The sequence below is a fragment of the Tropicimonas sp. IMCC34043 genome (assembly GCF_003390845.1).
Taxonomy (GTDB): Bacteria; Pseudomonadota; Alphaproteobacteria; order Rhodobacterales; family Rhodobacteraceae; genus Tropicimonas.
In genome coordinates this window covers 1751792-1764210 of record NZ_QMEK01000001.1, presented here as the reverse complement: position 1 = coordinate 1764210, position 12419 = coordinate 1751792, and the positions used below count along the sequence as shown (strand labels likewise).

At 65.5% G+C, this 12419-nt stretch carries 11 protein-coding genes and 1 pseudogene; 6 read left to right on the top strand and 6 right to left on the bottom strand.

Annotated features, from left to right (window positions below; translation table 11 throughout):
• Positions 1-19: 19 nt before the first annotated feature.
• From DQG17_RS08290 to secG, 5 genes are all read right to left on the bottom strand, one after another.
• Complete coding sequence (locus tag DQG17_RS08290; RefSeq protein WP_116132227.1) at positions 20-799, bottom strand: ABC transporter ATP-binding protein; 780 nt, start codon at positions 797-799, stop codon at positions 20-22.
• A gap of 342 nt (positions 800-1141) precedes the next feature.
• Positions 1142-1585 (bottom strand): TerB family tellurite resistance protein, encoded by a 444-nt coding sequence (locus tag DQG17_RS08285; RefSeq protein WP_116132226.1) that lies wholly within the window; start codon positions 1583-1585, stop codon positions 1142-1144.
• Between the two features lie 210 nt (positions 1586-1795).
• A complete protein-coding gene (locus DQG17_RS08280) occupies positions 1796-2095 on the bottom strand; it encodes a DUF1330 domain-containing protein (protein ID WP_116132225.1) in 300 nt (99 codons plus the stop codon).
• 199 nt (positions 2096-2294) lie between these two features.
• Entirely contained in the window at positions 2295-3938 is a 1644-nt protein-coding gene (locus DQG17_RS08275; RefSeq protein ID WP_116132224.1) for a CTP synthase, read from the bottom strand.
• A gap of 206 nt (positions 3939-4144) precedes the next feature.
• Positions 4145-4507 (bottom strand): preprotein translocase subunit SecG, encoded by a 363-nt coding sequence (gene secG, locus DQG17_RS08270; protein WP_116132223.1) that lies wholly within the window; start codon positions 4505-4507, stop codon positions 4145-4147.
• Between the two features lie 522 nt (positions 4508-5029).
• On the opposite strand from secG, the gene DQG17_RS08265 reads away from it, so the two are divergent.
• The 3 genes and pseudogenes from DQG17_RS08265 to DQG17_RS08255 all read left to right on the top strand — a co-directional run.
• On the top strand, positions 5030-6055 hold the full coding sequence (locus DQG17_RS08265) for a glycerophosphodiester phosphodiesterase family protein (protein ID WP_198666052.1): 1026 nt from the start codon (positions 5030-5032) through the stop codon (positions 6053-6055).
• Positions 6056-6187: 132 nt separating this feature from the next.
• Positions 6188-7480, top strand: coding sequence for an adenylosuccinate synthase (locus DQG17_RS08260; RefSeq protein ID WP_116132221.1), 1293 nt, complete (start codon positions 6188-6190; stop codon positions 7478-7480).
• A 1-nt stretch (position 7481) separates the two neighbouring features.
• Positions 7482-7694 (top strand): annotated as a pseudogene (locus DQG17_RS08255) (DUF2842 domain-containing protein); the annotation flags it as partial.
• 500 nt (positions 7695-8194) lie between these two features.
• On the opposite strand, the gene DQG17_RS08250 reads toward DQG17_RS08255, so the two are convergent.
• On the bottom strand, positions 8195-9298 hold the full coding sequence (locus DQG17_RS08250) for a hypothetical protein (protein WP_116132219.1): 1104 nt from the start codon (positions 9296-9298) through the stop codon (positions 8195-8197).
• A gap of 137 nt (positions 9299-9435) precedes the next feature.
• On the opposite strand from DQG17_RS08250, the gene DQG17_RS08245 reads away from it, so the two are divergent.
• From DQG17_RS08245 to gor, 3 genes are all read left to right on the top strand, one after another.
• Positions 9436-10104, top strand: coding sequence for a thiamine diphosphokinase (locus DQG17_RS08245; RefSeq protein WP_116132218.1), 669 nt, complete (start codon positions 9436-9438; stop codon positions 10102-10104).
• Between the two features lie 92 nt (positions 10105-10196).
• The gene (gene rpiA, locus DQG17_RS08240) at positions 10197-10985 is read left to right on the top strand and encodes a ribose-5-phosphate isomerase RpiA (protein ID WP_116132217.1); all 789 of its coding nucleotides are present in this window, start codon (positions 10197-10199) and stop codon (positions 10983-10985) included.
• A 22-nt stretch (positions 10986-11007) separates the two neighbouring features.
• Positions 11008-12366, top strand: coding sequence for a glutathione-disulfide reductase (gene gor / locus DQG17_RS08235; RefSeq protein ID WP_116132216.1), 1359 nt, complete (start codon positions 11008-11010; stop codon positions 12364-12366).
• The last annotated feature ends 53 nt before the right edge of the window (positions 12367-12419 follow it).

Genomic DNA, 12419 nt, shown 5'->3' with positions numbered 1-12419 from the left:
TGGTGTTGGGCCGGGCGGTTCAGCCGCCCTGACTGTGGGAAAGGAATTGCTGCAGCCGTTCGGTCTGGGGATTGCCGAACAGGGTTTCGGGGGGGCCTTCTTCCTCGATCCTGCCCTTGTGCAGGAACACGACGTGGTCCGAGAGATCGGCCGCCAGCCGCATGTCATGGGTGACAAGGATCATCGTGCGGCCTTCCGCGGCCAGCGCCTTGATCACCTTGACCACTTCCTGTTCGAGTTCCGGGTCGAGCGCCGAGGTCGGTTCATCAAACAGCAGTGCCGTCGGTTCCATGGCAAGCGCGCGCGCAATGGCCGCGCGCTGCTGCTGGCCGCCCGAAAGCTGCGCGGGATAGGCATCGGCCTTGTCGACGATCCCGACCTTGTCCAGAAGCGCCCGGCCAAGCCTTGCGGCCTCGGCGCGGTCGCGTTTCAGCACCGTGACCGGGGCCTCCATGACATTCTGCAGGATCGTCAGATGGGCCCAGAGGTTGAATTGCTGGAATACCATCGACAGGTTGGTGCGGATGCGGATCAGCTGCTTTCGGTCGCCCGGCCGGCGGTGGGCGCCGTGGCCGCGCCATATGACGGGCTCGCCCTCGAACAGGATCTCGCCGGACTGGCTGTCTTCCAGCAGGTTGGCACAGCGCAGCAGGGTCGATTTTCCCGACCCCGACGAGCCGATGAGCGAGACGACTTCGCCCCGGCGGGCGATCATGTGAACGCCCTTTAGGACTTCAAGAGACCCGTAGGCCTTGTGGAGATCTCTGATCTCGATCACCGGGGCGGCGGCTTGGGTCACTTACAAGATCGCAATTGTTGCATTAATGGCAGAGTAGGGCGCAATTGCCGGGCAAATGCAACGGCGAACGGCAGGGCGACCCTGGGGAAGCCCGAAGGGTCGGGCGAGATTTCGGGCATATGCCCGGAAAGGCGGCAGATCGCGGACGGCCGCCTGGGCACCGCCCCCCAGCGCGACGAAACCGGATCGGCCGGGCAGTTCGTGGGCCCCGATCAGCCGCGGCCTTCTGGCGTCGGTTGCGGCATTCTCGGCCCGGCGCGGCGCGCCAGCCCTCGTTTCCGTCCCGGCGCCGGGGTTGGTCGTGCACGGGCTGCGCGGTGACCATGGATCAGGCTTTCCGCGTCAGCCTTGCTTGTGCTCGACCCTCTGGCGAGCAAGGTTGCTGTCCAGATCGTTGACGCCCAGAAGATTTGCAACCAGACGGGCGAGCGAATCTTCCTCCTCGTCGCGGACGCCATCCGCCAGGATCACCGTCCACAGCGCCTCCATCACCGAGGCGCGATGGTCATAGGGGATCGCCTCCTTGATTGCGCGGGTAAAGCGGACGGTGTCCGGCGCGACCGCCTCCAGCTGTTCGGCCTCGCCGCGCAACTGGGTCGCCTCGAAGGGCGACAGGACATAGCGGCTGCGCAGGATCCGGTCGATCCGGTCGACCTCTTCCGCAGTATAGTCGCCATCGACCCGGGCGACGCGCACCAGAAGGGCTGCCAGCGCCAGCCTGGCATCGGGATCGGGCAGGCTGTCTGGCTCGGCTGTTGTCAGGCGGCGTATGAAATCGGCGAACATGGCAGGCCTTTCGGGATTGGGCGCAGAGTGTGGCAGGCCGCGGACCGCCGATTGGCGAACGGACCGGCCACAGCCGCGGCACACGGCCGACCGGGGCCGCGGCGCGGCACCGGGGTGGTCAGGAACGGGCGGTCAGGCGGATCGGCAAACATGAACCCCATATGCCGGGCGCGGCTGGCCGCATCAAGTCCCGCGACCGCGGGGGCCGTATCAGCCGCGATCGTCGAAACCCTCGACAATCACCAGATCCCCTTCGGCAATCGGATCGCGGATCGCCTTGGCGGCCAGATGATCGGGATCGTCATAGCAGGCCAGCGCGTCGGCGAAGGTTGGAAATTCGATCACGACGGTGCGCGGGTGCAGCTCGCCCTCGCGCAGGTCGAACTGGCCGGCGCGAACCAGAAATTTCGCACCATAGCGCGCGAAGGGTTTCATCGCGGCGCGCTTGTATTCCTCGAAGACCGCCTGGTCCTTCACGTCGACATGAGCGACCCAATACCCTTTGAGCATCCGAAGTCTCCTTCCCTGATCTCCGGCCTACTCCAGCAGGAACGTCATGGCAAAGATGATATCGTAAACGGCGCGCCGCGCGGACCGGACCTGAGGATCGTCCCCCGCCAGCATGGGGGCCAGACGCGGGCCGCGCTTTGGGCAGGGCGGTTCGGTTGGCGGATGCCAGATGCCGCAGCGGGCGGCGTCGCCCCCGGCCTCAGACCAGACGGCTGTTTTCGACCGCGGCGCGGACGAAATCGCGGAACAGCGGGTGCGGCGCGAAGGGTTTCGATTTCAGTTCGGGGTGGAACTGGACGCCGATGAACCAGGGATGGGTCGGAACCTCGACAATCTCGGGAAGGCGGCCGTCGGGCGACATGCCGGAGAACCGGAGACCCTGGGCCTCGAGCTTGTCGCGATAGCGGATGTCGACCTCATAGCGGTGACGGTGGCGTTCGTCGATCTCGGTCGTGCCATAGATCTCGGCGACCCGGCTGTCGGGCGCGAGCACCGCGCGATAGGCGCCAAGCCGCATGGTGCCGCCCTTGTCGTCGTCGAGCTTGCGTTCGACCATCGCATTGCCCTGCACCCATTCCTTCAGGTGATAGACCACGGGCGTGAACCGCTTCTTGCCGGACTCGTGGTCGAATTCCTCGGAGCCCGCGTCGGTCAGGTCGGTCAGGCTGCGCGCGGCCTCGATGACCGCCATCTGCATGCCAAGGCAGATGCCCAGATAGGGCACGTTGCGGATGCGGGCGAACTCGGCCGCCTTGATCTTGCCCTCGGTGCCGCGTTCGCCGAAGCCGCCCGGCACGATGATGGCGTGGAAGCCTTCCAGATAGGGCGCCGCATCCTCGCGTTCAAAGATCTCGGCGTCGATCCACTCGGCCTTGACCTTCACCCGGTTGGCCATGCCGCCATGGGTCAGTGCCTCGGCAATGGATTTGTAGGCGTCTTCAAGCTGCGTGTATTTGCCCACGATGGCGACCCGCACCTCGCCGTCCGAATTGTGGATCCGGTCGGACACGTCCTCCCAGCGCGACAGGTTCGGCTTTGGCGCCGGGCTGATCCCGAAGGCGTCGAGCACGGCCTGGTCGAGACCCTCGCGGTGATAGGCCAGCGGCGCGTCATAGATCGAGGACAGGTCCTGCGCCGCGATCACCGCATCGGGACGCACGTTGCAGAACAGCGCCAGCTTGTCGCGTTCCTTCTGCGGGATCGGCATTTCCGAGCGGCAGACCAGAAGATCGGGCGCGAGGCCGATCGAACGCAATTCCTTGACCGAGTGCTGGGTCGGCTTGGTCTTCAACTCGCCCGAAGCCTTGATATAGGGCAGCAGCGTCAGGTGCATGAAGATGCACTGCCCGCGCGGCTTGTCCTGGGCGAACTGGCGGATGGCTTCGAAGAACGGCAGGCCCTCGATATCGCCGACCGTGCCGCCGATCTCGCAGAGCATGAAATCGACCTCGTCCTCGCCGATCTTCAGGAAATCCTTGATCTCGTTGGTGACGTGCGGGATCACCTGGATCGTCTTGCCGAGATAATCGCCGCGGCGTTCCTTCTCGAGCACGTTGGAATAGATCCGGCCCGAGCTGACCGAGTCGGTCCGGCGCGCGGCGACCCCGGTGAACCGTTCATAATGGCCGAGATCCAGATCGGTTTCGGCGCCGTCGTCGGTGACGAAGACCTCGCCGTGTTCGAACGGGCTCATGGTGCCGGGATCGACGTTCAGGTAGGGGTCGAGCTTGCGCAGTCGCACGCTGAACCCGCGGGCCTGCAGCAGGGCGCCGAGTGCGGCCGAGGCCAGCCCCTTGCCAAGCGACGATACGACGCCGCCGGTGATGAAGATGAACCGTGCCATGCTGGGCTGCTCCCCGTGATCAGTGGGGGCGGCGCCTGCACCCCCCGGAATTTCAACTGCTCGACACGCCTTCGCAACAGGGCGGAAGACGCATCACCACGGGACTCAGAGTGTAGAGGATTCGCCGTGCAAGGGCAACAGCACCGCAAGATGCTGTTGCTCGGATCAATAAATGTGCAATGCCTTGTGGCAGAGCTGCCGCAGGATCAGTCCGCAGCCTTGGGCAGAACCGGCTCGTTGCCGGTGGAGGGCGGCGGCAGAAGGTCGTCGGGTGCCGGCGCTTCAACCGGCGCCACGACTGGGGCCGGGGCATCGATGATCCGGTCCACGACCGACTGGGTCCCGGACTTGCTGGCCGCCAGGATGGTCAGCGAAATCGATGTCACAAAGAAGGCGACGGCGAAGATCCATGTCACCTTGCCGAGCGCCGTGGCAGCCGCGCGGCCGGTCATGACCCCGCCGCCGCCGCCGCCAAGGCCAAGCCCACCGCCTTCGGAGCGCTGGAGCAGCACGATGCCGATCAGGCTGAGCGCCAGGATCAGGTGGACGATGAGTATGACATTTTCCATGCGGGCCGGATCCGGATCTGAGAACGGCCGTTACCTACGGCCTGACGGACAGGATCGCAACCCCGTTGCAGACCTGTTCTGGTCCGGCCGGGGTATCGGTGCCGAAATTTCGTGACCGAGGCGCCGGCAGCGGTCTGCGCATCGGCCTCCCCGTCGCTGTGCGGCTGTTGCCCGAACAGTCGTTCCGGGGCATCGGCTCGGGTGGGAACCTGTCATCCTGTGTGATCGGAAACCTCTGGGGAAAACGCGGCGTTTCAGCCGGCGCAGCCCCAGGGGACATTGCCCGGGCCGCGCAGAGCCCAGCGTCGCCGGAGCGATGCGGTCGCGGCTGTCAGAAAACCTTCACCGTGAGTTCACGGCCGCGTGACGTGGCTGTTACCGATTTGCGTGATGGGTCGACCGCCACCAACCGCCACAATCACCCGAGGTACAAAAGTGCGTCAGTCCGTTTCAATCCGCAGTCTCGCGGCTGCGGCCGCAGGCATTGCATTCACGCTGGCATTTTCCGGCTCTGCAGTCGCGTTGCCCATCGATCAACTCATCGATGTCTACGAGCACCCCGAAAATCACCCCGACTACGTCATGGTGATGGGCCACCGTGCCGGGGTCTATGAAGGCGGCACGAGGGCTCGCTACGAAAACTCGGTTTCGGCCATCGAATACGCCATTGCGGCCGGGGCCGACATGATCGAGATCGACGTCAGAAAGACTGCCGACGGGGTTCTCGTCCTGTCGCATGACAAGACAATCGACGGAAAGACAACCTGCAGCGGCCTGATTTCGGACCATACCTATGCGGACCTGCAAAGCTGCTATCTCGTCAACCCTGACACCGGCGAGGTCTCGACCGAAACCATCCCGACCTTCGAAGAGGCGCTGCTGGCCGCCAAGGACAAGGTGCTGATCAACCTCGATCTCAAGATCGAGGCCGAAGATGCGGCTGCGGTGATCCATGCCATCGAATCGACCGGCGTCGGCTATCAGACAATCGACACGACGGCGGGCAACACCGCTCAGGATCTGGCCGACGCGATCGCGTACAAGGCGATGCTTGGCGAGATGCTGCTCGACATCGTTCCCAATATTTATGACCGCGAGATCGAAGACCTGAATCTGGTCTACGAACTCATCGCGGCGCTCGACCCCGACTCGATGCAGCTCCGCAACGAATGGCACGACGGCGACCCGATCAGCAGCGATGGCGGGCTGCTGTTTTCCGAAGCGATCCGTGACTTCGCCGACGAACACAGCGTCCGGATGTGGATCAATACGCTCTATTCGGGCGGTGGCGCCCCCAACATGCGCGCCGGCGGTCGAGGCGATGAACTGGCAGTGCTGTACGGCGATCCCGACGAATCCTGGCTCTGGTGGGTGAAGCGGGGCGCCACGCTGTTCCAGACCGACGAGATCACCAACCTGATCGGCTATCTCGAGGAAAACGGCCTGCGCACATATACTTCCGCAACGCCGGTGCCGCTGCCTGCCGGCTTCGTGCTGCTCGGCTCTGCAGCCGGCATCCTGGGGCTGCGCCGGCGACGCAAGGCCTGATTGCGGATCTCTGACCCCGCTCCCGGCCGGCTTTTCGACGTCGGCCGGGCGCTGCGGCACGATTGCGGTTTCGCCATCGCCGCCCAGACGCTATGACCTGCTCGGATTTTGCGGTCAGCCGGGGAGATGAAAATGGCCAATGTCGTCGTCGTGGGTGCCCAGTGGGGTGACGAGGGGAAGGGCAAGATCGTCGATTGGCTGTCGGAACGCGCGGATATCATCGCGCGGTTCCAAGGCGGGCACAACGCCGGCCACACGCTGGTGATCGACGGTGCGGTGTTCAAACTCTCGTTGCTGCCCTCGGGTATCGTCCGAAAGGGCAAGATCAGCGTGATCGGCAACGGCGTCGTGCTCGACCCGTGGGCGCTGGTCGACGAGATCGAACGGCTTGCGGCGCAAGGCGTCGAGATAACTCCCGACAACCTGATGATCGCCGAGAACGCGCCGCTGATCCTGCCGCTGCATGGCGAGCTCGACCGTGGCCGCGAGGCGCAGAATTCGGTTGCCAAGATCGGCACCACCGGTCGCGGCATCGGCCCGGCCTATGAGGACAAGGTGGGGCGCCGGGTGATCCGGGTGGCCGATCTTGCCGACGAGACGACGCTGCAATCCCGGATGGGCCGGCTGCTGGTGCACCACGATGCGCTGCGGATGGGCCTTGGCCTGCCGCCCGTCGATGCCGAGGCGCTGCTGGCAAGCCTGCGCGCCATCGCGCCGCGGGTGCTGCCCTTTGCACGGCCGGTCTGGCGCGAGATGAATATCGCCCGCAAGGCCGGCAAGCGGATCCTGTTCGAAGGCGCGCAGGGCAGCCTGCTCGACGTCGATTTCGGGACCTATCCTTTCGTCACTTCCTCGACCACGCTGTCGGGTGCCGCTGCTGCCGGAACCGGCGTGGGGCCGGGGGCGATCGGCTTCGTGCTGGGAATCGTCAAGGCCTATACCACGCGGGTGGGCGAGGGGCCGTTCCCCTGCGAGCTGTTCGACGAGGTCGGCGACCATCTGGCAAAGGTCGGCCGCGAGAAGGGCACCGTCACCGGCCGGTCGCGCCGCTGTGGCTGGTTCGATTCGGTGCTGGTGCGCCAGACCTGCGCGCTGTCGGGGGTGAACGGCATTGCACTGACCAAGATGGATGTGCTCGACGGGTTGAAAGAGCTCAAGATCTGCGTGGGCTACGATCTCGACGGCCGTCAGCTGGACTATCTTCCCACGGCCGCCGATCAGCAGGCCCGTGTCACCCCGATCTACGAGACCATGGAGGGGTGGTCGGAAAGCACCGCAGGGGCCCGAAGCTGGGCCGATCTGCCGGGAGCGGCGGTCAAATACGTGCGCCGGATCGAGGAGTTGATCGAATGTCCGGTGGCGTTGCTGTCGACCTCGCCCGAACGCGATGACACGATCCTCGTGACCGACCCCTTTGCCGACTGAGATGGCACTTTCCTGGAAGGCCCGCCGTCGTTGGTCGCTGGTGATTCTGCTGATCGGGTTGCCGGCCTATGTGGTCGTTGCGGTCACCGTGTTGAACTGGCTCGGCCGGCCACCGATGTGGCTGGAACTTCTGGTCTATATCCTGCTTGGCCTGCTCTGGGCGTTGCCGTTCCGCTTTGTCTTTCGCGGGGTCGGACAGTCCGACCCCGACGCGGGTCCGGAGGCAGCCGCCGAATGCCATCCGGCAGGCCCCGGTGCGGACGATGAGGCCGAGCCCCGCGCTGAGCCACAATCAGGCGTCGATACCGGCCAGGGCCGTTGAGATCCCGGCAGATCCCGAAACTCTGGCGTAGCTCGACCCGGTTGCTCGGTCAGTTGGTCGTCACCCGGTCAGCAAACCATTGCCCGGTCGGTTGACCGCGATCCCGTCGTCTGGCCGGCCTGTTGCAATCGGGTTTCCCGGTCGTCGGCGTGAGGCACGGTTGCCGGCCGCGCTGCCCGGACCTTCGGTGCCGGGGGTGCACCCGGAACCGGCGTGATTGCCGGCTCCGGGAGACCGGGATGACGAAGCGACCTGCCGAGCCCGGGACGGTCGGTAGGACGGATCGCCTGGAGCAAAGGTTAAATTTTACAAGGGCGGAGCCTCCGGGACGGAACCCCCGCCCGCCACTCGTTATCACCGCGGCACGTTGGGGAAGATCTCCCCGCGGGGCACTAGGTCGGGATAAACCTCGAACTTTGAGAAAGTATGAATCGCGCCGCGCCAACCCGCACGACCGATTGCCGTGCCAGCAGCGCCTCGAAGGCGCGCAGGCTGGCATCCGGGTCGAGCGCGACGTGGCTGTCGAGCTGTCGCACCAGGGTCAGAAGCTGTGGATGGTTGAAATGGGGCTGGCCGCGGACGTGAATCGCATAGGCAGCCGCACATTCGAGCAGATCTTCGAGCCCTGCGGCCGCCATCTGCCAGACGAAAGCCTCGAAGACCTCGGCTTCGTCCTGCAGCATCGCCTCGGGCAAGTCGGCCTCGTTACCCGGATCGGGCAGCGCGGGCGGGGCGGCTGCGACACCTTGCGTCAGTCCGCCGGGGGCCAGCGGCGCGGGCGGCGCGATCTGGCGGAATTCCTCGCGATAGCTGCGGGTGTGATCGGCCCGCGCGACGCCAGCCATCGATGGCGGCTCGGCCCGGGTCGCGGCAATGGCGGCCCGCAGATAGGCAAGCGCCGAGCGGCGGCGGCGCAACTCGGGTCCGGCAAGTTTGCTGTCGGCCTCTTCCATCAGCCGCGAAAACTGCGCTTCGCTGCCGTTGTCGGGCGCCAGAACCCTGGGGCGCCGCGGCGGATGGCTGTCGGCCGCTGGGGGGGCTGACATGCCGGGCGCGACGGCGGACTGCCGTGCGGCGGGCTGTGGCGAGCCGGGCGCGGGATTGCCTGCAGGGGGCGCCTGCGTGGCAGGCTGCCGGCTGCGGTGGACCGGGATCGGGCGCGCAGTGGTGCGGGCGGCAGCCAGGCGCATCCGGGCGATCCGATCCGAGATCGGCGCGCTGGGACGACGCTGCCCGCCCGGCTGCGCGGGTTGTGGCGCCGGGGCCGCGGTCTGGGGCCGGCGCCGGGCAAGGCTCGCGGACAGTTCCTCGCGCACGATCCGGCGCATCAGTTCTGCCTCCGAAGTTGCCAGCCCGCCGAAGGGGCCGTCCCCGGCGGTCAGGTCGCGAATATAGGCCGCCATGGCCTTCATTGCGGAATCGGCATCATCGAAACCCTCCAGCGTGCAGGAGAACTTGCCATAGGACACGGTCAGGACTTTCCGTGAATCTCCCATCGCTGTGCTCGCCTGCTCCCCTGTGGATGCAGGGGCATACCATATCGCGCCTTGGCATCCTGAACGACTAGAGAAAATTTACTGTATCATTTCCGGGCAAGAATGTGTTCTTCCTGTGAAAAACGGGACAGTCCAGAATGAACGATGTCATAGTCCGAAGCTCCGCCAAGATAACGCTTCTGGGTGGCAGCAAGGCCAGAGCGAAGGACCTTGCAGAGGCGCTAAGTCTCGCGCCCGCCCTTGTGGCGGCCGATGGCGGTGCGGCGACGGCGCTGGCGCAGGGGTATGTGCCACAGGCAGTGATCGGCGACATGGATTCGCTTGCGGCCGAGGTGCGCGCGAGCCTCGAACCCGAAATCCTGCACAAGATCAACGATCAGGACAGCACCGATTTCGACAAGGCGCTGCGATCTGTCCTGGCGCCGCTGGTCCTGGGGGTCGGATTTCTTGGCCGGCGCATCGACCATCAACTTGCCAATCTCAACGTTCTGGTGCGCCGGGCCGATCAGCCCTGCATCCTGATTGGCCGGCGCGATGTCATTCTGGCCGCTCCGCCGAAGCTGACGCTCGATCTTGCGCCGGGCTCCCGGGTCTCGTTGTTTCCGCTGGCCGAGGTCACTGGCCGGTCCGAGGGGCTGCACTGGCCGATCGACGGCATCGTGTTTTCTCCGGCTGGAGTGATCGGCACCTCGAACCGGGTCGCGGACGGCGCGCGCCGGGTCCGGATCGAGCTTGACGGCCCCGGAATGCTGCTGATGCTGCCGCGAAAGGCGCTTGGGGCCGCCATTGCCGCGCTCGGCGGCTGAGGCCGTCGGGACTCCGGACCAGGGCGGGAATGCCTCTCGCGGATCCCGTCGATTGCGCCTATAACCTTCGCCGAACGACCGGGAGTGTTGATATGTCCACCGAATTGTCACCGATCGATCGCGCCAAGCGCAACGCTGCCCTGCGGTCCTGCGATTTTGTCGAGGACGGCATGAAGGTTGGTCTCGGCACCGGCTCGACCGCGGCCTGGATGGTGCGCCGACTGGGCGAGAGGGTGCGCGACGAGGGGCTGCAGATCACGGGCGTGCCGACCTCGACCCGCACCGGGGATCTTGCCCGCGAGGTCGGCATCCCTGTCTCGACCCTCGAAGATGTCGGATGGCTCGATCTGACGATTGACGGCGCCGATGAGTTCGACAGTGAATTCAACCTGATAAAGGGCGGCGGCGGGGCACATCTGCAAGAAAAGATTGTCGCCACGGCCTCGGACCGGATGATCGTGATCGCCGATGCCGCAAAGGACGTGAAGGCGCTCGGTGCCTTCCCGCTGCCGGTCGAAACGATCAAGTTCGGCTGGAAATGCACCCGCGCCCTGATCGAAGAGGCGCTGTCGGGCATGGACGTTCTGGGGCGCGAGACCAGCCTCAGGATGGCAGGCGACCAGCCCTTTGTCTCGGACGAGGGCAATTTCATCCTCGATCTGCACCTGCGGCGTATCGGCGACGCGCGCCAGCTGAGCCTGGTGCTGAACCAGATCCCGGGCGTGGTCGAGAACGGCCTTTTCATCGACATCTGCGATGTACTGGTCATCGGCCACGGCAATGGCGCGGTCGAGATCCGTGACATCGAGCGTCAGGCGCCCGGCCTTGAAGCGGCCGACGGAGCCGAGCCGGAGAACATCTTTGCCGACACCGGGGAGTGACGGCAACAGTCGGGGAAGTTCCATGAAGTTCGACTATGATCTATTCGTCATCGGCGGCGGATCCGGCGGCGTGCGGGCGGCCCGCGTCGCGGCCGGCGAGACCGGTGCCAAGGTGGCATTGGCCGAGGAAAGCCGCATGGGCGGCACCTGCGTCATCCGCGGCTGCGTGCCGAAGAAACTGATGGTCTTCGCGTCGGAATATGCCGAAGCCATGCACGAGGCGGTGGACTACGGCTGGGACGTGCGGATCGGCGGCTTCGACTGGACCAAGTTCCGCACGCGGCTCGAGCGCGAGCTTGACCGGCTGGAGGGGGTCTACAACCGCCTGCTGCAGGGATCGGGCGTGACCACCTATGCGCAACGCGCCACCGTCGCCGATGCCCACACGGTGGAACTGGCCGATGGCACGCGGTTCACCGCCAAGCACATCCTGATCGCCACCGGCGGGCGCCCCTCGCTTCCCGACTTCGAAAACGCCGGACTCGGTATCACCTCGAACGAGGTATTCCATCTCGACGAGTTGCCGAAACGTCTTCTGATCGTCGGCGGCGGCTATATCGCCTGCGAAATGGCCTGCATCTTCAACGGGCTCGGCACCGAGGTGACGCAGTTCTATCGCGGCGCGCAAATCCTGCGCGGCTTTGACGACGAGGCGCGCGGCCACATCGCCGAACACATGATCCGGCACGGCATCGCGATCCATTGCGGCACCAATATCCTGTCGATGGAAAAGGGTCGCGACGGTATCGACGTGCGCGCAACGACCGGCCACAGCTTTACCTTCGATCAGGTGCTGTTCGCTGTCGGGCGCGACCCGAACACCCGCGGCCTCGGGCTTGAAAACCTCGGGATCGAGATCGGCCGCAGGGGCGAGGTCGTGGTGGACCGCTACAGCCAGACCGCCGTGCCCTCGATCCACGCCATCGGCGACGTGACCAACCGGGTGCAACTGACCCCCGTGGCGATCCGCGAGGGCATGGCCTTTGTCGAAACCGTGTTCAAGGGCAACCCGACCGCGCCCGATCACGACCTGATCCCCTCGGCCGTCTTCACCCAGCCCGAATACGGCTCGGTCGGTCTGACCGAGGAAGCCGCCCGCGAACAGGAGCCCATTGAGGTTTATTCCACCACCTTCCGGCCGATGCACAAAAGCTTCATCGCGCGCGAAGACCGGGTGTTGATGAAGCTGATCGTCTCGCAGGCGACCCGCAAGGTGCTGGGCGTGCACATTGTTGCCGACCATGCCGGCGAGATGATCCAGCTTGCCGGCGTCGCGGTGAAGATGGGCGCGACCAAGGAGGATTTCGATCGCACGGTTGCGGTTCACCCGACGATGTCGGAAGAACTCGTGACGTTGAAACACCCCGTCCGCAGTGCCTGACGCGGCTAATGCCGGCGCCCGAGGTTGAAAAGGGCGTGAGCGCGACCAAATGG

Bases quoted from the DNA above. Each gene is read 5' to 3' on its own strand.
- DQG17_RS08285 (WP_116132226.1), bottom strand. From the start codon at position 1,585: ATGTTCGCCGATTTCATACGCCGCCTGACAACAGCCGAGCCAGACAGC.
- DQG17_RS08280 (WP_116132225.1), bottom strand. From the start codon at position 2,095: ATGCTCAAAGGGTATTGGGTCGCTCATGTCGACGTGAAGGACCAGGCG.
- DQG17_RS08275 (WP_116132224.1), bottom strand. From the start codon at position 3,938: ATGGCACGGTTCATCTTCATCACCGGCGGCGTCGTATCGTCGCTTGGC.
- secG (WP_116132223.1), bottom strand. From the start codon at position 4,507: ATGGAAAATGTCATACTCATCGTCCACCTGATCCTGGCGCTCAGCCTG.
- DQG17_RS08260 (WP_116132221.1), top strand. From the start codon at position 6,188: ATGGCCAATGTCGTCGTCGTGGGTGCCCAGTGGGGTGACGAGGGGAAG.
- DQG17_RS08250 (WP_116132219.1), bottom strand. From the start codon at position 9,298: ATGGGAGATTCACGGAAAGTCCTGACCGTGTCCTATGGCAAGTTCTCC.
- DQG17_RS08245 (WP_116132218.1), top strand. From the start codon at position 9,436: ATGAACGATGTCATAGTCCGAAGCTCCGCCAAGATAACGCTTCTGGGT.
- rpiA (WP_116132217.1), top strand. From the start codon at position 10,197: ATGTCCACCGAATTGTCACCGATCGATCGCGCCAAGCGCAACGCTGCC.
- gor (WP_116132216.1), top strand. From the start codon at position 11,008: ATGAAGTTCGACTATGATCTATTCGTCATCGGCGGCGGATCCGGCGGC.